At 45.2% G+C, this 19910-nt stretch carries 19 protein-coding genes; 8 read left to right on the top strand and 11 right to left on the bottom strand.

Features of this window, described 5'->3' with window-relative positions; all coding sequences use genetic code 11:
- The first annotated feature begins 98 nt into the window (after window positions 1-98).
- The 3 genes from AZI86_RS00365 to AZI86_RS00355 are packed head-to-tail and all read left to right on the top strand — an operon-like array spanning window position 99 to window position 4132.
- Window positions 99-2483: a response regulator gene (locus tag AZI86_RS00365; RefSeq protein ID WP_061833113.1), complete on the top strand. Its 2385-nt coding sequence runs from the start codon at window positions 99-101 to the stop codon at window positions 2481-2483.
- Between the two features lie 23 nt (window positions 2484-2506).
- Window positions 2507-3319: a hypothetical protein gene (locus AZI86_RS00360; RefSeq protein WP_061833112.1), complete on the top strand. Its 813-nt coding sequence runs from the start codon at window positions 2507-2509 to the stop codon at window positions 3317-3319.
- Between the two features lie 57 nt (window positions 3320-3376).
- Window positions 3377-4132 (top strand): penicillin-insensitive murein endopeptidase, encoded by a 756-nt coding sequence (locus AZI86_RS00355; RefSeq protein WP_061833111.1) that lies wholly within the window; start codon window positions 3377-3379, stop codon window positions 4130-4132.
- Between the two features lie 79 nt (window positions 4133-4211).
- Here AZI86_RS00355 and AZI86_RS00350 read toward each other — a convergent pair whose 3' ends face one another.
- The gene (locus AZI86_RS00350; protein ID WP_061833110.1) at window positions 4212-4514 is read right to left on the bottom strand and encodes an RNA recognition motif domain-containing protein; all 303 of its coding nucleotides are present in this window, start codon (window positions 4512-4514) and stop codon (window positions 4212-4214) included.
- Between the two features lie 297 nt (window positions 4515-4811).
- Between AZI86_RS00350 and AZI86_RS00345 the strand changes: the two genes are divergently transcribed.
- A complete protein-coding gene (locus tag AZI86_RS00345) occupies window positions 4812-5282 on the top strand; it encodes an FKBP-type peptidyl-prolyl cis-trans isomerase (RefSeq protein WP_061833109.1) in 471 nt (156 codons plus the stop codon).
- A 14-nt stretch (window positions 5283-5296) separates the two neighbouring features.
- Here AZI86_RS00345 and AZI86_RS00340 read toward each other — a convergent pair whose 3' ends face one another.
- Window positions 5297-6511: a matrixin family metalloprotease gene (locus tag AZI86_RS00340; protein WP_061833108.1), complete on the bottom strand. Its 1215-nt coding sequence runs from the start codon at window positions 6509-6511 to the stop codon at window positions 5297-5299.
- A 148-nt stretch (window positions 6512-6659) separates the two neighbouring features.
- On the opposite strand from AZI86_RS00340, the gene AZI86_RS00335 reads away from it, so the two are divergent.
- Both AZI86_RS00335 and AZI86_RS00330 read left to right on the top strand, forming a co-directional pair.
- Window positions 6660-9653: an SMP-30/gluconolactonase/LRE family protein gene (locus tag AZI86_RS00335; RefSeq protein ID WP_061833107.1), complete on the top strand. Its 2994-nt coding sequence runs from the start codon at window positions 6660-6662 to the stop codon at window positions 9651-9653.
- Window positions 9654-9662: 9 nt separating this feature from the next.
- The gene (locus AZI86_RS00330; RefSeq protein ID WP_061833106.1) at window positions 9663-10178 is read left to right on the top strand and encodes a DUF6036 family nucleotidyltransferase; all 516 of its coding nucleotides are present in this window, start codon (window positions 9663-9665) and stop codon (window positions 10176-10178) included.
- A 112-nt stretch (window positions 10179-10290) separates the two neighbouring features.
- On the opposite strand, the gene AZI86_RS00325 is transcribed toward AZI86_RS00330, so the two are convergent.
- The gene (locus AZI86_RS00325) at window positions 10291-11133 is read right to left on the bottom strand and encodes a TIGR02147 family protein (protein ID WP_061833105.1); all 843 of its coding nucleotides are present in this window, start codon (window positions 11131-11133) and stop codon (window positions 10291-10293) included.
- Between the two features lie 98 nt (window positions 11134-11231).
- On the opposite strand from AZI86_RS00325, the gene AZI86_RS00320 reads away from it, so the two are divergent.
- Both AZI86_RS00320 and AZI86_RS00315 read left to right on the top strand, forming a co-directional pair.
- Complete coding sequence (locus tag AZI86_RS00320; protein ID WP_061833104.1) at window positions 11232-11624, top strand: hypothetical protein; 393 nt, start codon at window positions 11232-11234, stop codon at window positions 11622-11624.
- A 36-nt stretch (window positions 11625-11660) separates the two neighbouring features.
- On the top strand, window positions 11661-12710 hold the full coding sequence (locus AZI86_RS00315; protein WP_061833103.1) for a hypothetical protein: 1050 nt from the start codon (window positions 11661-11663) through the stop codon (window positions 12708-12710).
- Here the strand turns inward: AZI86_RS00315 and AZI86_RS00310 are convergent.
- The 8 genes from AZI86_RS00310 to AZI86_RS00280 form a co-directional block, all read right to left on the bottom strand.
- On the bottom strand, window positions 12700-13605 hold the full coding sequence (locus AZI86_RS00310) for a PA2778 family cysteine peptidase (RefSeq protein WP_061833102.1): 906 nt from the start codon (window positions 13603-13605) through the stop codon (window positions 12700-12702). The genes AZI86_RS00315 and AZI86_RS00310 overlap by 11 nt on opposite strands.
- A gap of 1 nt (window position 13606) precedes the next feature.
- A complete protein-coding gene (locus AZI86_RS00305; protein WP_061833101.1) occupies window positions 13607-13942 on the bottom strand; it encodes a PA2779 family protein in 336 nt (111 codons plus the stop codon).
- A gap of 99 nt (window positions 13943-14041) precedes the next feature.
- Window positions 14042-14503 (bottom strand): GDYXXLXY domain-containing protein, encoded by a 462-nt coding sequence (locus AZI86_RS00300; RefSeq protein ID WP_061833100.1) that lies wholly within the window; start codon window positions 14501-14503, stop codon window positions 14042-14044.
- Window positions 14500-15606 carry a DUF2157 domain-containing protein gene (locus AZI86_RS00295; protein WP_061833099.1) on the bottom strand — a complete coding sequence of 369 codons (1107 nt, stop codon included), beginning with the start codon at window positions 15604-15606 and terminating at the stop codon, window positions 14500-14502. The genes AZI86_RS00300 and AZI86_RS00295 overlap by 4 nt, the downstream gene beginning before the upstream one ends.
- Window positions 15607-15661: 55 nt before the next feature.
- A complete protein-coding gene (locus AZI86_RS19130) occupies window positions 15662-15802 on the bottom strand; it encodes a hypothetical protein (RefSeq protein ID WP_157684579.1) in 141 nt (46 codons plus the stop codon).
- 224 nt (window positions 15803-16026) lie between these two features.
- Complete coding sequence (locus tag AZI86_RS00290) at window positions 16027-16278, bottom strand: DUF2934 domain-containing protein (RefSeq protein WP_061833098.1); 252 nt, start codon at window positions 16276-16278, stop codon at window positions 16027-16029.
- 128 nt (window positions 16279-16406) lie between these two features.
- Window positions 16407-17888: a DUF1552 domain-containing protein gene (locus AZI86_RS00285; protein WP_061833097.1), complete on the bottom strand. Its 1482-nt coding sequence runs from the start codon at window positions 17886-17888 to the stop codon at window positions 16407-16409.
- 10 nt (window positions 17889-17898) lie between these two features.
- Window positions 17899-19830 (bottom strand): DUF1592 domain-containing protein, encoded by a 1932-nt coding sequence (locus AZI86_RS00280; RefSeq protein ID WP_061833096.1) that lies wholly within the window; start codon window positions 19828-19830, stop codon window positions 17899-17901.
- Window positions 19831-19910: the final 80 nt, after the last annotated feature.

Below are 19910 nucleotides of genomic sequence, written 5' to 3'. Positions count from 1 at the left end.
CAGAACGTGGAGTTTTTTTAATGCAGTAAATTGAAGCTTATGGCTAATATCCGTGGCAGCTTAAATATTTTAAACCTCGCACCGGTGAAAGCTATTTTTTGGATTTTACGTATGTCACCCCTCATCTGAAAAAAATCTCGCCGCAAGTTCTTGCCGTCGGAGAGCTGGGCAAAAAAATTTGCGCCCAACCGGAGTTCAGTCATTCCGGATTTAATATCTCTTATGCCGAATCTGCGACGGATGTTTTTAAACGATTGGCGACGTCGGACTTTGCCGCCATTTTATTGTGTTATCAGGTGCTAGAAGAAAATGATTTTAAAACTCTTAAACAACTAAGATCTTTAAGCGGATTAGTCCCTTTGATTCTGGTCACCCAAAAACCTATGGATCAAGATCATGAAGTTATCGCCTATGAATCGGGGGCGACGGATATCGTATGTGCCAAGATCTCTCCGCGTATTTTGGTAACGAAGCTTAAATATTATCTCGATTTGCAGGTGGCTAAAGACATTCAACTTCATTGGCAAGATGACTTGATGTCCACCCATCGCGCCGTTGAACAGAGTGAAGAAAAACTAAAGTTTGCCTTATCCAGTGCCAACATGGGGATGTGGACGGTGGCTTTACCTTCAGGTCATGTGGTTTTAAGCGAAGAGGCTCGTAGTATCTTTGGCTTTGCAAAAACCTATGACACGTCTGATGCCGCGATTGATGAATTTATTCATCCCGATTTTCGGGAACAGGCGCGCGAAGTTTTAGCAGACGCCATTGCTTCGGGATCTTTGTATAATGATGAATATCAGATCATTCGTCCCGACGGTGAGATCCGTTGGATCAATGCCCGGGGCCGCGCACGGTATGATTTTCGTGGACAGCCTTATCAGCTTTCCGGCTTGATTTGGGATGTTACGGCCAGAAAAAATGCCGAAATTAATTTAGCTGCGCTAGAAACTCGCTTTTCTCGGTCAGCCGAAGCCACCGACCTTGGTGTTTGGTATTGCAATCTGCCGTTTTCAGATCTGATCTGGAATAAAGAAGTTAAAGGACATTTCTTTTTACCGCCAGATGCCTACGTTACGATTGAGACCTTTTATGAAATCATTCACCCCGAAGATCGTGAGCCCGCGCGTTTGGCTATTGAAACCTCGATCCAAAATAAAACGCCGTATGATGTGGTTTACCGCACGGTGAATCCTGAAAATCCTAACGACATTAAATATATTCGCGCCATCGGTTGGACGGATTATAACGACGCCGGTGAAGCGATTCGTTTTGACGGGATCACCTTAGACGTCAGTCAGCAGCGCGCCTATGAAGAGGACTTGCGCCAAGCTAAAGAGGCCGCCGAAAAAGCCAATGAGCTGAAGTCCTCCTTCTTAGCTAATATGTCCCATGAAATAAGAACGCCGTTGGGCGCAATGATTGGGTTTGCCGATTTACTCAAGGATGAAACCATTTCCGATGAAGAGCGCTTGTCGTATGCCAACGTCATCACTCGCAACGGGCATCAGCTGTCTCATATCATTAATGACATCTTAGATATTTCTAAAGTGGAGTCCGGGCAGTTTACAGTTGAAAACTTAGAAACTGACCCAAGAGCCGTCACCGAAGAAGTCATGTCACTTTTAAGTCTGAATGCCAAAGAAAAAGGAATTAAGCTTTCTTTGACGGTGAAAGACAATGTTCCTGCCAAGATCGTGACTGATCCCTTAAGGTTGCGACAAATCCTGACGAACATCATCGGCAACGCCGTGAAGTTCACCATTGAAGGTGATGTCAAGGTCACGCTTTTGGCCGAAAAAAATGAATCCGGACGAGCGGCTGTAGGCATTAGAGTGGAAGACACCGGCGAAGGTATCGCACTTGAGGATCAGAAAAAACTATTTCAAGTCTTTTGTCAGGCCGATAATTCCGTGACACGCAAATTTGGCGGTACGGGCTTGGGCCTTGCATTATCAAGAAAACTGGCGCGCGCTTTAAACGGCGACGTCGTTTTAGAAAAATCTGTGAAGGGCAAGGGCAGTTCGTTTTTAATCACGCTGACGTCAGGAACTTTAAGTCGCAACACGGCTGAAGAAAGTGCGCGTAAAAATGAATCTGGGATGGCAACAGATATCTCGGGAGTGAGAGTTTTGTTGGTCGAAGACACTCCGGATAACCAAGAGCTTATTTCTAAAGTTTTGACTGAACAAAATGCGACCGTCGATCTTGCTAGTGACGGCATGTTGGGGATAGAAAAAGCTCTTCAGGGAAATTACGACCTTGTCTTAATGGACTTACAGATGCCGGTGATGGATGGTTATACGGCCACCCAAAAATTGCGTGAACGCGGATTTGAAAAACCGATTATCGCTTTAAGTGCGCATGCGATGAATGAAGTGCGATTAGAATGTTTGAATGTGGGTTGTGATGATTACCTGACTAAGCCCATTGATTTTGATCAGCTTATTAAATTTGTCGGTCAGTATTCGGGGAAAAACTGATATAGATATAGCGTGGAGGCGATATGAATCTTGGCGTTCTGGCTGTAGGACTTTTTGGTATTTTAAGTTCAGCATCGATGGCGTTGGCGGCAGAGGTGGTGAAAGATAATTCTTTTCTTATCGAAGAAGCCTATAATCAAGATCCAGGCGTGGTGCAGTTTATTCAGGGCTGGCAGCAGTCTGACCTGACGAAAGATTGGAATTATTCTTTTACGAATGAAATTCCTATGGGCGGTCAGACTCATCAGTTTTCTTACGTCATTCCGGTGGCAAAATCCATGGATGCAACTGGTGATGAGCAAACCGGCCTGGGCGACGTGCTTTTAAATTATCGCTATCAACTAGTAAATACCGACATGATCGCCATGGCGCCCAGGATTTCTTTAATCACTCCCACGGGTGATTATAAAAAAGGCCAAGGGAACGGCGCTGTCGGAATGCAGTTCAACCAATCGGTATCGATCACCCTCAATGATCGTTGGACAAATCACTGGAACATGGGTTTTACGTATACGCCGGATGCCAAAAACAGTTTAGACAATAAAGCGTCCTTATTCGGGTTTAACTTTGGCACGAGCACGGTTTATAACGTCACTCCCAAAACCAATCTGCTTTTAGAGTTTGTCATGAACGGCGAAGAGTCCGTGATCGGTGAGGGGGAAAAAGAAAGCGCCAGCACATATCTTTTGGTGCCTGGAATCAGAACCGCCTTTGACGTGGGTGAAGACACCGAGATCGTTCCCGGTTTAGGCGCGATTTTAGGGTTAGGGCCTTCAGCGACAGAGCATGAGCGGGGAGTGTTTGTTTATTTCTCGGTGGAATCAAAACTTTGGTAGATAACACATTTCCCAGATGAAACCCCAAAGGTCCAAGTTTTAAAGTAATATGGCTGCATGAAGCGTGTGATTGCAGCCATCCTTATAATAAGTTTTTCCTCCACAACCTTTGCAGACAGTCCATGGTTGGATCTCACCGGTCCTGGGCACGCTGTCGGTCCGGCACAAACCCGAGAGATTCGTAATCCTGACGGCACCGTCAGCTACCAATATGGCAGTTTAGAAAATGGAGTGCTTTTGCCTGCACAAGGGGATGGCTTTATCAGAGTGAATTCGCCCGACGCCAGTTGGGGGGCGGGGATCATGATCTCACTTTTAACTAATGCCAGTGCCTTTTACGTTAGATATTTTTCGCCCGATTATAAAATTCATATAGGCAGTATCGCCCAAGAGCATGGCGGGGCCTATGGTCCCCACAAGTCTCATCAAAATGGACTCGATGGCGATGTCTATTACATGGGACAAACTCGCTATGGGTCTGTTTTAAATCCAGATGGCACGGTCAGTGAAAAATTTGATCCGCAAAAAAACTGGGACTTCTGGCGCATTTTAATTTTACAAGAGATGGAGGTCGGCGGCCGGTCTTTACCTGCGGTGTATATGATATTTGTGCATCCAACTATTAAAGCGTATTTATGTGGCTGGGCGAAGGATCGCGGAATTATTAATAACCCGATTGATAAAGAAATCCTAAGACGCCTTTGGCCGACCGCGGGACACGATACGCATTTCCATCTGCGCTTGCGTTGCTCGCCTTATTATAAGGACTGCTTACAGCAAAACGAAATTCCAGACGTGACGGGGTGCCCATGAGTCAATTCCAGATAAAAAAACAATGGCCGACTTTTTAGGTCGACCACTGCAAACAACAACGTTTCTTGAAATTTAAAATTTAGTAACGACGTCCGCCAGAACCACCGCGGTAGCCACCACCACCTTCGCGAGGCGCTTGTGGTTTAGCTTCAGAGATGTTCATGGCGCGGCCTGAAAGGTCCATGCCATTTAGCTTTTGGATTACAGTTTGGGCTTCGCCATCTGTTGACATCTCAACGAATGCAAAACCTTTGCTGCGACCTGTATCACGGTCGGTGATAACATTTGCTGAATCGACTGTACCGAACTCTGAAAATGCGTCTGTTAATTGATTTGAATCAACATTAAAAGACAGGTTTCCTACGTATAATTTTTTTCCCATATATGCCTCCTTGAAAGCTTCAGGTGCCATTCGCAGAAGACAAAAGGACATCTAATGAACTGTGTGAACGACTTGTGTAACTAGAAGACCACATTCACGCGTCGATAGATAGAGCCGAATGCTTTTATTGAAAAATAAAACCCACATCGTCCCAGAACGACTTGAGCCGTAGGCATTCTCATTAAAGACCGCTTTTCGTCGAGATATTACATAACTTTTAAGAATGTCGCTTTAGGACTATCTTATTTGTGAGTTCTCTGTCTTTATAGGTGTTCACAATCTATCGAAAGGAAACGCATGAGTGTTCAGGTCATTTCCTTCAATTGTCTTTTAAAGAACAAAGCAGGACAGGTTATCAGCACCACGTTTAATCGTGATGTTTTAAATTCCTCGACAAGCGAGGGTGTTGTATTAAAAGGTCTTGCCGAAGGTTTGCAAGGCTTGCGTAAGGGCGAACGCCGCTCTATCTCTTTATCCGCAGAAGAAGCTTACGGATTATATGATCCAAAAAAAGTTATTCTTTTTCCTAAAAATAAATTGCCCAACAATTTCAAAGTTGGCACTAGCGTTACCATCCGCAGTAAAACAGGGACGATGCGCACTTATAAAATTTTGCAGCTGATGGATTCTTTTGCCTATCTTGATGGTAATCATCCATTGGCGGGACAAGATCTTATTTTTGAAATCGAAGCCATCAGTGTGCGCGATGCCAGCCCGGAAGAAATTGAAGATTCCATCAGCGTCGTCGGCAACCAAATTTTGCACTGAGGTATCGGCGGGAGCTATTTCTTTTTATTTAGAGGCTTTCCCGTCGAAGTCACCTTCGTCCTCTCAGAGTACTCATCCCGTGGATAAAGCGTCTGAATAGCTTTGATGTCGTAATTTGTTAACACCGTGGTGTTAAAATCATAAGACATAATACTTTGAGTTCCGTCAAATTTATGGTGCAAACCTAGCAAATGACCCAACTCATGCGTGTAGGTGATGCTTTCGTCTTTTTTTAGTGCGCTTTGGACTTGAAGATCTTGGTAACCAGCATCTTTATACTTCTGTTCCAAAGTTTTAAAGGCGGCATTAAAGATGATCACATCGCTATCGATGATTTCGCCAGAGTTTAGATCTAAAATACTTGGCGTGGTCCCAAGGTTTGCGTTGCCCGGGGATTTGTCGTAAATATTTAACGCATAAATGCAGCGCTGATTTAAATCACTAAAAGGCGCGTAGGTGGTGGATTTTTCATAACTCAGCTTCAGGCGATTTCCTAAGGCTTTGCTCCAAGCTTCGACACCGATTTTTGCCCAAGCTTCATTGACGTTGGCACCACAGGATTTGACCGTTAAGGTTTTTTCTTGATTCCAGGCAATGCCGACACCAGCTCCGGCTAGGTATTGATAGACTTTGTCATACAGTGGAATCTTTTTTTGAACAGAGTCCGCTTTAAAGTAAATGGCCGCGATCCCTTTACCAGAGTCTGCGTTTTCATAGGAAAAAAGAATGCTGATAGTGGATTTATCGGGGGTTTGACTCCAGTGCAGGGTTCTCACCGCCATCGTTTGTTTATCGCCCTTTACTTGGGTGAGTTGCAGGTGTCCGTTGTTATCAGGAGTAAATTCAAACTCTGCCCCTAGGTTTTCGACCGTGCCGATAAACTTTGTGCCCGGGCCGGGTTTAATATTTAAGCGGTAAGTTTTTCTTTCCGGAGCAGTGTCTGTTTCTTTGTTTGAGTTCTTTTCCTGTAACTCTTCTTTTGAAGTGTATTTATCTGGCGCGCCTTTTTGCGCAAATTCAATCAGCGAAATCAGCGAATAATTGCTAAGCTGTTGGACGTTGTCGGCATTATAAGGGCTTGTGGTATCAAGCGTGGCCCCTGCGATAAACTCATCCGGGTCGCCTTTGATCACGTATTCTTTAATTTCCGGGGGCGCACTGCTGCCGGAGTCACCACAGGCAGACAGAGTCAAAAGAGCGATAGCGATGAATAAAAACCTGAAATTCATGAATACCTCGATATACCCTAAAAACACTGCAATTCCTTAACCGCTAGGACTCAAATAGGTGTCTTATAAGGTGTAAAAACATTAGACAGTGCCAAGAAGCGCAGCATTATCTAATGACCCGTTAACGACCCCGTCTAATGATGACTTTATGAAAAAAACGAACCTGATTTTAGCCTCTATTTTTATCCTGGCTTCCTGCACGCACACCGGCCCAAAAATGACTCCTGTAAAAGAGCTCGCTAGTGGTGAGGCCGTATCTCCGTACTATGAAACGGACTTTGTCGGCGGTTGGGATAATAAGTCTCGCTTTGTCGCCAGTGGCAGTCACATCAGTGGTTATAAAATTACTCAAGAAACTTGCGGGCAGGGCGAAGTTAAATTACCGCGCGTTTCGATCAGCACGCGTTCAGGATATTGTGTCGGGATCGTGGCTGGGCAAGAGCAGGGTTTGATTGCTCCACGCACGATTGTCCCAATCACGGGGACGAAAGATTTTTTACTCGCCGATTTTGGTGGTTGGGTTCGTAATAATGGACGCATTATCTTAATCAAACGCGAAGGTGGCACATACACCTTGCGCACCCTTTTAGAAAAACTAGATTACCCTCATGGCTTGGCATTTGGACCCGATGGTAAAGCTTACGTCGGCGTTCAAGATAAGATCTTCCGCTTTAATCCACTTTCACGAACGCCGGCGCAAACTGTGGAGGTCGTGATCAAAGACCTGCCGGGCATGGCCTTTACAATGCCGACAGGACAATCCATTGCTAAAAACATTCATCCCTTAAAACAATTCGTCTTTGATCGCAACGGCGCTATTTACGTTAACATTGGTGCACCCACGGATGCGTGTGGCGCGCACTTAAGTCCGGATGGAAGCTGTTATGCGGCGGAATCAGCGCGGCCCACCGCCGCGATTTGGAAATACACGCCACAGCAGGGAAAGATTTTTAAAACCCTCACGGCGGTGGATAAAAATCCCGCGATGGAAGTGATAGCCACGGGTTTGCGTAACAGTGTCGCGATGTTAACTCATCCGATGTATCCCAATGAAGGTTATGCTTTCCTGCAAGGAGAAAATGCGCGGGATTTTCCGGATCCCGCACAACCAAATGAAGAACTTAATTCGATTAAAAAGGGCATGAACTATGGTTGGCCGTATTGTTATAACAACCGCAGTGTCAGCCCGGACTTTAAAGATTTCTTAAATAAAAACACCAAATACAAAAATCTGTGTGCGGGCCAAGCATCGATCGCGTATCAACCACCGTTGACGTTGTTTCCTCCGCATTCTTCACCGCTGGATCTAAAATATTATAACTCCGACCGCTTTCCTGAGCTGAAAGGCACGGTGCTAGTGACATGGCATGGTTATATGCCCACAGGTTCGCGTATTGCTTTTGCGCGGGTGGATGACAAAGGTTTTCCCGTGGCCAATACCAATGCTCTTAGTTACGGACAAAACTGCAGTGGACGTAAGCTTGTCACTTCCGACGTTGAACAATCCGTCAAAGGCGTGCAGTTTGAAGAGCTGATCACCGGATGGTACGGCGTGGGGGGAGTTCGCCCGCAAGGGGCACCGGTGGGGATGACGGTCGCTGAAGATGGTTCTTTATGGGTGGTGGAAGATAAAAATGCTTCGATCTTAAGAATTGATAAAGATGATTCACCCACCGTGCGCATGCCTGAACCTTGCGACAGCCGCAGTGAGGAAGACATCCAAGAACTTATTGGTTTGATTAAAGCGTCTTCTAAAAATGCGGCGCTTTTAACAAACATTCGTAAGAACTTAGTGGAGCGTCACTGCATGGGTTGTCACTCCAACTTTAACTTAGCCCCAGAAATGGGCGAGGATGAAAAAGATCACACGGTTGCGCATTACATGCTTAAACAAGACAGCTGGTTTTTACCCGGAAACTTAAAAGAAAGCCGCATCCATCAGCGCACTCACGCTTTGGGGGTGGATCGTCCTATGCCCGGGAATGCCGCTGATCTTTTAGCTAATGATGCCGGCTATCGCCAAGTGGTGGCGGACTTAGACACTTTAATTAAAACCATCATCCCGGGGGACGTGTACCGTATCAAACTGCAATCTTCACCCAGTTTGAAAATCCGTGATCGCAATAAAAACTCTTGCGGGGCGATTCCTAATAAAGACGAAGTATTAGTGATCAATACTCGTCCGTCAGAAATGCCCGGCTATTATGAAATTTATAAGCCAGCAAAAAAATACATGAACGGCGATTGTGCGCCGGGAACTAAATATTATTTGGGCGAGCAGTATTTAGAGCGTGTGGGGCAAAGAAATCCGTCAAGCTTTGTTGAAATACCCCAAGATCTTTTTATCAGCAGACCGTTATCAGAAATGGGCCAGTTTGGTTTTGGGATCGAAGGGCCTTCGGTGGATCTGCAAGGAAATATCTTCGCGGTGAACTTTGGCGAAAAGGGAACAGTGGGTATCGTAAATCCGTCAGGCCAGGGTCAAAAGTTTGTAAGCTTGCCGCAAGGAAGTGTCGGGAACGCCACGGCGATTTCACCGCGAGGTCGTATTTATGTGGCTGATTATGTCGGGCACAAAGTTTTGACGATCGACCCAAAAACAAAAGAAGTCGAAACGTATGTCGAGAACGTCGGTATGAGCCAGCCCAATGACATTGTCGTGTCTAAAAATGAAGTGCTTTATTTGTCAGATCCAAACTGGAAAAACAAATCCAGTCGCATTTGGCGTGTTGAAAACGGCGAAGCCGAGGTGATCTATGAGGGAAAAGAAGTTTTTAACGGCATTGATTTAAGTGCCGATGAAAGATCCCTCATTTTAGGTGATTCTCGTACAAATAAAATCTATCGCTTTAAAATTGCCGATAAATTGACGGATCCGGAAGTGTTAATCCAATTCAAAGGCCATGAAATTGACGGTCTTAAGGTGGATGCCGAAGATAATATTTATGTCGCGCGCATTCGCAAAGGTGTTATCGCCAAAATTTCTGCGCAAGGGGAACTGGTGCAAGAAATTTCCGTCAACGGCCAACATCCAACCAATCTTGTATTTGGAGGCATTGATGGAAAAACCGTCTATGTTACGCAACGTGATGGTGGATTTATTGAAAGCTTCCGGGTTGATGTTCCGGGACGACGTTGGTAGGATTTAAAAGTGATCAACCTTAGAAAAACTCTTAATGAAGCGCATGCAATTTTAGAAGCCGATGGGATTGCTCACGCGTTGATTGGCGGTTTTGCTTTAGCCGTATATGGTTATCATCGTGCGACGGCGGACATCGATTTTCTTGCTGATGGTACGAAGAAAGAGGCGATCAAAGCGCTGCTGTCCAAAAAAGGTTATAAGCTCCAGTACGAATCGGCCGAAGTTTTGCAATTTAGTGGACCGGGTTTTATTGATATTCTTCTTGCCAATCGCCCTTTAAGCCAAGAAATGCTTAAAGAAGCGGTATTAAACTCTGCCCTAGGGGTCTACGTGCTTAAGGCAGAAGATATAATTGGTCTGAAAATTCAAGCTTACAAAAACGATCCTTCGCGCGAACTTCAAGATAAAGCCGATATTCAACAGCTGCTTGCCGTTCCTCAGCTTGACCTGAACAGGGTTAAAAAATATGCAGATCTTTTTGGTGAGTGGGAAGTTATTAAAAAGATAAAGGACGTTCTAAAATGAAAACAATTGAAGACTACTTTGATTTTTTAGAACAGTATTGGCAGATGTTTGAACCTCCGAAAGAGCCCAAAAAACTTCCGGAATATAAGGTTGTTCTTCTTTAATCAGGAATCTATCGTTCATCAAGTGTGATCTTCTCAGGGTTTTTGCCAGCGTTAAAAAAATCGATATTTAAGCAATAAAGCTCTTCTTCTTTGGAATCGCGAATGACTTTGATAGCGTCTTGAATGAACTGTAAGGTCTGATCTTTGATTTTTAAAACATCTTTTTTACTTAAAGAGACGATGCCGGAATAATGCAGTTCCTTTAAAGTTTCTCGCTCTAAAGAATCTATGGCCTGCATTCGCCAGTGGGTGTGATGCTTGATAATTTCTGGGGAAGAGTTTCCCACACGCACTTGAACTTTGCCGGCGTGGTATTCAGATCCTTTTTGAATGGCAAGACCACTGGAACAAAGAAAATCCAAAACCGTCACGACACGCTTTCGCGGGATATTAAAAAATTTAGATAAATTTGTTACCTGTCTTAAATCAGGAATGGTCAGCGCAATATGGATCGCGGCATATTGCCAAGAACTATAATAGGTTGCTTGTTGAACTTGATTTAAAGATCCTTTCGCCCCCAGGCGTTCCGTCAAAACCAGACGGCGATTTTTTAAGGTCTGCATTTCCTCGTCAAAAAATGCTTCTAACCGTTTGGTGCCAGCACGTTCTTTTTGAATCAGCAAAAGAAAGAAATGTTTTTCGTCGCGTGAATGCCCAAAGTAGTCACTTAAGCTGTCACCTTGCTCTAAACTTAAATGAGCATGGCCGTATAGAACTTGGGAAACGTAAGTGGGTTGACAGTTTAACGTCTTTGCCATGGTGGAGCGCAAGCCCGCACGCTTTTCTCGTGGTCCCACGAGAAAATTCAAATAGTTCTTGTAAGAGTCAAAATCAAAAACCGTCTTAGACATTATTGGCATTGTTACTACCAATATAGTGGTTTAACTGCAATAAAAAAATCTATTCTTAAATTCTGAGCTGAAATAGGTTCCTTCTAAAAGGAGTCTTTATGAAAAAAGCAGTTCTTCTAGGTTTGTTAGCTTCTGTATTTGCAGCGCCAGTGTTCGCTAAGAGTGCCCTTCATTGTTCGGGCAAAGGCTGGGTGCATTTTGCTATGCTGCCATTTCCTTTATATAAAACCCTGAATCTTGAATTAAGTGTGGATCAGGCCCGCAACGGCGAGTTCACGCTTGAGGCTGGGGGTGACCCCATTTATTACGCAGGCCCGGTGGCTTTGGATGGTTCTCAACCCGCTTTGATTACAAGTCCTGACAGTGGTGATGTGACGGCGGTGGTTTTGGTTTTAGAAAATCCGAAAAAATTGATACTCGCGGTGCAGTTTTCTAATGCGCAAAATGAAAAAACTGGTTCTATCAGCCCAACAGACTTGACCTGCCAATAGAGCGGTGGGAAAAGCTTTTTATTCGGAGGCTCCGTAATGAAATTCCCTCATTTGCTGGTTTTGATTTTCGTGACGTTACCCTTTTTAGGGCCGATCCGCTCAGATGCCCATCCCTTAAGGCAAGGTGGAGTCAGTGATGGCGGAGGAAACTCTCTCGGAGCTTCTAACGTCAGTGCTCAAGAAATTGCAGATAAAATCCCTGAGTTGAGCTTTTGGGTTTTTCCATGGATTTATAAAAACCAAGCAGACCTGAACCCTCAACTGGTTGTTCTTCTTAAGCAGGGCTCTATCGAGATTCGTTTGTCAGAGCCCTGTTTTGATAAAAACGGCACGCCTAAAGATGGCAGCATCTATGCAAGTCAAAAAAATCAGATTTGTATCAGTGCGCTTTTACTTAGCAAAAAACTTTCTAAAAGTAACTTCGAGTCTGAACTGGCGGCGTTAATAATTCACGAGTTCTCTCATTTTTTTGGGACCACGGAAGCTGAAGCCGTTTCTTTGCAAAAAAAGGCTCTAGAAGATTTTGCTCAAATGAATTTTTCTGAAACCCAGAAAAAATATCAATCATTTCTTGCTGGCCCTCAAGGCGGATTGTTTTTTAAGGTGTACGGTCCTTTAGAAAATTGGCTACAAGATCCTAAAAATTATACCACCGCACGTGATCTTTTGTACTGGAACCAGCAATGGGGTGAGCTTTACGGGGAACTCACTGATGCCGAGAGAGGGCTTATACAGTATCTCCCAGGCAAGTCCTTAGCGGCCTTTCCAGCCTATAATTTAAAAATCGCCGTTATGATCGCTTATTATCAGGCCCAAGACCCTCAGTTGGACCCTGAACTTAGAAAACAGTTTCAAGATAATTTAGACAGCTCTTTTGCGAAAGCTTCAAGTACAACCGCGCGTGATTTTATTAAAGCCCGCGAAGGCTGGGATCCGGGACCTGATTATGATCAGGTGATTTTATCTAAGCCGGTAAGCTGGGCGGATCAAGCTCAAGCCATGAAAGAAATTGTCACTTACTTAAAAAATCTTCAGGTCGAAGCGCAAGCCATGGTGGACTTTAGGTTTTCATTTTCTAAAAAGTAAAGCGATTCTCGTAAGCGGCGCGCTCTTCAGGGGAGGCGTGAGCCAGAGTTTCTCTTTTTAGCTCTCGCGCTTTTTCCAGCGCGCCATTTTCAAAATATAAAATCGATAAATTAAAGAGCAAGGCAATATGACCCGGACTTTTTGTTAAAGCGGTTTCTGATTCTTTCAAAGCGGCTTTTTTGTTTCCTTGTGCGTAATAGATTTGCGCTAATCCAAGGTGAGGTTCAAAGCGAGTGGGGAATTTTACGATCATTTGCTGATAAACTTCAGCGGCTGGTTTCTGCTGATCGATTTTTTCTAAAAGCATGGCGTTTTGCAGGGCTTCTTCAAAAGAGGCGTTGGCCGGAATATCTGCAGGGGCCGTCACCACGTAGCTCCATGAACCGCCACGCTCCCAGGTTTTTTGAAATCTTTTAATCCCGATGCTTTGCAGGGCTTCGGTGCCCGTGTGCAAGTAAACTTTGTCTTTCACCGAGTCATATCCTACTAAGAGCGAAAAATGCCAGGCCGGCAGCCATGACACCCCTAGGTTTTGAAAAACAATGACGGGACGTCCATCACGGATTTGACTCCACATCGCGCTGGATGAAGGAACCCGGTAAGGGGTTAAGCCCATGCGACGAGCGGCAGAAAGGATGTCACTTTGAAACGTGCCTTGGACTTCTTCGCGAAAGGTCATTTCTTTAAGATCGCTTAAAGTGTATTCAGGTGCAGAAAAATTCGTGGCCATTTTTAAAACGACCGGCCCGCACATGTTTTTTTCTTGGGCCAAGAACGGAATATCCAAGACCTTTTCTTGCGGAACTTCCTCGGTAAGATCTTGGGCCCAACGATGTTTGCTGGTGGCGCAGCCCATAAGTAAAAGGGCTGGCAACAGCAGGCTTAAAATTTTCATTTTATCTTAAAAGCAAAATAATGATGATGATCAAAAGAACCGTCGTCAGACCGATAACGATATCACCACCGGCTTTTTGACCCGTGTGAGAGCTTACCAAATCTTTGATTTCTTGATCACTTAAAGCGGCCAGACGAGTTTTAGCTTCATCGGGAGTAATCCCAAAAGCGGCAAGTTGAGCTTGCACTTCGGGGCGATCTAATTCACGCAAAGCTTGCGTGGCAAGGCGGTTTTGTTGTTGCAACTCTTGTAAGGTCACGATGCCTGCGGCATACCCACTGACAGAGTTCAAAAAGGTCATGCTAAAAACAAGTAGTCCCACAATAAAAGATCTCATGACAAGCCTCCTAGCTTAGGCCCGATTTTGAGCAAAGCTTGTTATGATCGCAATATTTTGCGGCCAAGTTTGGCATAATACATGGTGGGATCAAAATGCCTATTTGATGTTTTGCCAGCTTTTGCCGTCGATGAGCAGATCTTTAATCACGGCATTGCCTTGGGCCACGGCGACTTTGACAGTCGCTCGACCTTTTTGCACAGCGGCTTCTAAAATTGCGGCCCGATCTGCGGGAATATAAAAGCGGGTCAGGTTGTCAGAAAAAACGCCATAGTTGCACGTGCCCGTAATCCACTGGCGACACCCTTCAAAATTATTTCCTGTCATCAATCGAACAGTGGGGCTGACACACATATGGGCAGGCTGTGGATATTCACATTTAATCTCTGTCGGGTACTTGATTCTAAATTGCAGGTAATGGCCCGATAAAAGATCGCGGGGATCATACCCTTCAATTTCAAATTCATGTTCGGGCGCGGTCATAATCAGAGTCTGATGATAAGCGGCCATCGACAAAAGGGCTAAGCAGGGGATGGCTAAGGCCAGCAATAATTTCTTCATTTGATCAACTCCTGCAAGCGGCTTTCAAGGACGACCTTATTTTTGTTCCAAGCATAGACACCGAATAAAACCAAAGCTCCGGCGGCTGAAAGGCCTAAACCCGTCGCTAAAAGCCCTGTCGAGTTTTGTACGAAAATTTCAAAGATTTTAAAGGCGATAAAGACCATCATCAGGTTGAACATCTTACGCCATCCTTCAGCGTAAAAAGCGATCGCCCCAGCCAGCAATCCCAAAATTCCTAAGAGCGCAAGGACGGTGTCCATGCGGATGACTTGAAAATCTAAATAAGAACAAATAGCCATCAAAATGATTATAATGCTGAACATGGTTTTAACTATCTTCTTTAAGATGGAAAGCTGTACTAAAGTTAAAGCCACCAGGCTTAAAATCAGGTGTGGAATAATGGCCGTGAAGCTCACTCCAGGTTTGTAGTTCGCTCCAAATGACAGGGACGCCGCCAATATCCCAAAAACCCAAAAAACGAGGGTCGAATATTCAAGGCAGTTTTGCAGACCGGTGTCTTTAAAAAACTTCCGACTGGTCAGGGTTATGACCAAAAGAAAAATCAAAAAGAAATTAAAATGCGTCACCAAGTTTTCTTTTACTGGTGGCCACTCATAACAACCCCACAGAAGGGACGTTGTAAAAACAAGCGTCCAAAACGCGGGCACGATAATGTGGCTGGCACAGGTGACTATCAACAAGGTGATAGCCGACCAAAAAAGCCCGGTCTGATAGCCGGGCCCACTTAAGTTGTAAATCTGCGCAATCAAACCAATCATCGCAAAACAATAAAGGCCAAAAAAGGAAATCAATCCGTTTTGTAAGGCGACGGAGGTGCGACCTTGGGGGGAGTAAATCAAGTACGCTAAACCAAAAAGAATCGCAAAACCCACCGAAAGCTTCGCGGCATTTGGAATCAAGTGCCAGTTGTAGCCAATCAAAGCCACAAGACCCAAGGCCACCGTGCCAACACCCATTATTAAAAAACCAATTTGCGTCCAATTTATCCTTGGTAAGGATTCTTCATAGCGATGAATCGCGTCGACCTGTTCTTGGGAAATCAGTCCCTGGGTTTGCCACTCGGTGAGTTTACTCTGCATGCGCAACACTTTTTACCTCGTAAGGGTCCAGTATAACGATGCCTCCCAGGGCAAGTCAAAGAAGCCGTACTAGCGCGTGAGCATCAGTGGCAATCGCAATTAAAGCGGTGGCGCCAAGAGCTAAGATGGTGCGCTCTAAAAAATCACGGGCTTTTAATTTTAGAGAATTATTGAGATGAGAATTTAGCTGTTTCATAACCAATTACTCCTTTCATTTGGCGTTGAAGCTGAAACAGTTATTTTTTTTAAACCCCGCTGTGGGGGCTTAAAAATATTTTGCGAATTTCAAAAAAATTGTCAAGTGGGCGGGCTTGCGTGAATTCTAAATATTCAAAAATACTAATTTTTTGGCATCTAGATCAAGGGCTGTTCGGAGCGCCTTGAAAACACGCTCCGAAATGAGTAAATGAACGATGAACTTTAAGCCTTTAACATTTTATCAATTTGTTCTTCGGCTTGTTGCCAGTACTGATCGTCTTTACCGGGGAAGCCATCTTTTTCGGCCAAGTAATAAGCGGTTTCGCGAATCATCTGCTCCCGTTGTTCCGGGCTGATCTCTGAAAACGAAGCTTTGCGTTCATCTTGCGATGGTGAGGGTGTTGGCTCCGGAAGTACGGGCGATTTGACTTTGGTGCGGCTTGGTTTTTCGGTGGAAGTTCTTCTTGTGGGCATGGAGTATGTCCTTTCTAGATGAAGATGATAGAGATAATTTTCTCTAAAAGACGATACCTGCAACCAGATAGGAAAAAAATAGCGAAGGTGATGAGAATTAACAACATCCTTGGTTAATGTAAAAAGCTTTACGCCGCTTTTAAGATCCCGGGCAATGGATTGCGACGATCTGATTTATAATTATTTGGTGCACGGTCATCCCCAAAGCCCGCTTGAATACCACGAGCCACCATGTCGGATGTATAATAATCTTCCTCTGACAAGCCCATGGCCTGCATCATGGCAATCAGCAATTGATTGTAATTGCGGCCCGTATAGTTCGGTCCATAGGGAGCCGCGACATTATTAAATCCCCCATAGTCGATGTATTTGTTCATATTGATGGCGCCAGCGCCGCCACCCGCAATCAAGGTCGGACGGTTGGAATAGCGATGGTCGCCTTCAGACTGTCCATTGCCGTAGAGGACGATCGAATTATCAAGGTAAGTGCCGTCCGTGCCCGATTCTGGAACGTCGAGTGCGGTGAGTAAGGCCGCCACTTTTTTTGAATAGAACTGATAGATTTTTAAAACTTCAGCCGTGGTATAGTCGATATGACTTTGTTCATGCCAGCCGTGAGGCAAATTAATACCCACTAAAGAGTTGTAATTGAGATCATCCACTCCGCGACAGATAGATAAAGTCGCAATACGAGTCAGACCGCATTTCACCGCGGCGACTAAAATTTGCGTATGCAGATCAATCAGGGCCGAGCGATCTTCCGGAGCATAATTACGATAAGTGCGTGAAGGACGAGTTCCCGGAGTGCAAGTCGGGGCGGAGGCCGTTAAGCGTTTTTGTAGATCAAAAATCATCGCCATGTGCTCATCGAGTACTTTTTTATCCGCACTGGAGGTGCGGGAATTGTTGCGTAAAAGCTTAAACTGTTCGTTGACTTGGTCGACCAGCAAAATTTCTTTTTGCGCGGCTTGAGCATTGCCCGTGGTTTGGGTGCCAAAGATCGCGTCAAAGGCGGCTTGCGGTTGATCATAGACGGTGGGGAAGACCATCTGGCCGTTGCGGTAATCCCAGGATAAATCAATTTCAGGTTCTGATTGTAATTGCTCGACACGCAAGTGCAGGCCATCAATTTTTGAAGCGGTCGGGTAAATTTTTGAGGATCTGGCCATCACGCGATCAATGCTCGGTCCAAAATATTTGGCGTCAGACCACACACGGCCGAAGTTTCCACATAAAATTGTGGCCATTTGATGACCCCGCGTCCAGGGGCAAACAGTGTCTAAGTTTTCAAGCAGCATCATTTTTGATCTTAAAGATGAAAACTCAGGACCTAAGATATTTGAAATAGCTCCAGTTTGGGGACCGGTCACATCTGTAAGGCGCATTTCGCGGAAGGTTCCGTTTAAAGTCATGCGTGATTTGTTAGATGTGGGTGGTAACCAATTTGGCGTATGAAAACCGTTATCTTGTCCAATCACGATAAAGCGGCTGTGAGCCCGGGTTTGCGCGAAAGCTTCCCGTGGAGAAAGGGAAGACAAGATCGGCAAGTACACAACCGCAGAACCTAGGCCTTTAAGAAAATACCGGCGAGTGATGGGATTGTATTTCATTTGGGATCTCCTACAGACTCTGCCGGCGTTGGCGGAAGTTGGGGTGATTGATCAAAGACTTAATCATTTCTAAAGGCGTTCCGTCAGGACGCTGCAAAACTTCATAAAGTTGTGAGGCCATGCAGCCATCTTGTGGATCTACTTTTTTGCGCATAGCAAACTGATGCCATTTTTTTACAAAACAGGCGTTGAATTTTTGACTTTCGGCCACGGCGGCGGACAATTCACTGCCTCCATCAACGCCGCGTTCACTTTCGCTAGCAATATTCGGGCTGACTTTGGTGTCCACCGGGATGCGGGCGATAACCGTGCCTGAAGAGTTAAACACGGTTTCTTGCGCGCGCGCGCGGCCCATACCGTCAAAGCCTTCTAAGGCAAAACCCAGGGGATTGATTTGACTGTGGCAACCGATACAAGCGGGCGCTGATGTTTTTACGGTCCAACGTTGACGAGTGCTTAAGTTGGGATCCAGAGGCGGATGTTCTAAAGATCCCGGTGGAAGTTTTGTCGGATCGGGAGAGCCGATCTCATCACAAAGTAAAGAACTTCTGGTGACAAAGCCGCGATGAATAGGATTTGTCGTATCGTTCCCTGACAATAAAAATCCAACACGGGTCATGATTCCCGCACGTCCGGCGGGCAAGGTCACTTGACCATCGGCGCTGGAAGAGGGCGCAATACCATAAACGCTGGCAAGATTGGCCGACTTAACGAAAGCCACGCGCGAGTTGAGCATTTCAGGCAAGGGGCGATTATTCAAAGTGATATAGTCCGTGAATGAAAGCATTTCTTCGACGGCGTCTTCATTTAAGTTTGACGTGGAAATGCTTTCTCTGAAAGCGGCGGAGTAAGTCGGTGCTTTTAAGTTATCAAGCACTAAGTATTTGCGATAAAAGCGGCGAAAACTTGATTTTGCTTTGTTGCTCGCAAGTAACCGCGTGGCTTCTTGAGATAAAACTTCGGCTTTTAAAATCGACTGATCATCCGCCTTGGCTGTCAGAGCCGCATCAGGGATAGAGCCGGTAATTAAAAAAGATAAACGAGAGGCGAGCTCATAGGCACTTAAATTATAAAGATCCGATTTTCCTTCGGCCAAAGTGCCGTTAAATTCAGTGTGATAGAGGAAGCTTGGATGCAAAAGCAAAACACGCGTTAAATAGCGTGAACCCTCCGCGTGATTTTCACCAATGCGATAAGCATTTAGAAATAAACTTTGCTCGCCACCAGTGACTGGACGGCGCAGGGCTTTTTTGCCAAAGCGTTGGACGAAGGTATTTACGCAGGCATCCGTCACCGTGCTCGCCGTGAAACAAGATTCCGAATAGATTCTTTGTCTTTTCGTGGCATTCGTCGCTAGCAAGTCACCCACTTTTTCGGCGATGCTTACTTGCGCACTAAAGATACCCGAAGTCACCGTGCGTGACGCGCGATCAAACGGCATACCGTCATCGCCTACATCGAGCGGGAATAAATTCACCTGAGCTTGCAGTTCACTTAAACTCACGGCCCCTTCAAAAAGATCACTTAAGGTGTTGAGATATTCATCACGCGAAAGGCGGCGAAGCGCATCGTTGGAAGGGGATCGGTCCGCCAGACATGTAAATGGATTTCCGTCAGAACGGCGCTCTAAAGCCACGGCGATGGCTTGAATGTCACTTGCACTTAAACTCTTAAGATGAGTCATTTGGGAAATGTTATTAATGGCCTCAGTGATTTTCGTGGCTGAACGATTTGTTTTCGTAGATTGAATCATGGGAGAGTGGCAGCCCATGCAGTTTTTTTCGTAAAGGGCTTGGCCCTTTTTTACTAGGACATCGGTTTCAGACATCACGCTATTCATGTCGGACTGTTTAATGACTTCAAACGAAGGTCCGCAGTTTTGAAAAGGCACCATCAGCAAGATCAAAAAGATAGCGTACAAAGACTTTTGCCTTTTATGCATTTGTTCTTCTCCCCTGATGAGTCCAGCTTAATACTTATCGGATGGCTAATAAGAAGGATGAGTGAAATTAATATTTTACC

The sequence above is a fragment of the Bdellovibrio bacteriovorus genome, from assembly GCF_001592735.1.
GTDB classification, from domain to species: domain Bacteria; phylum Bdellovibrionota; class Bdellovibrionia; order Bdellovibrionales; family Bdellovibrionaceae; genus Bdellovibrio; species Bdellovibrio bacteriovorus_D.
Note: the sequence above shows the minus strand (reverse complement) of the source record. Positions and strands in the feature narration are given on the sequence as shown.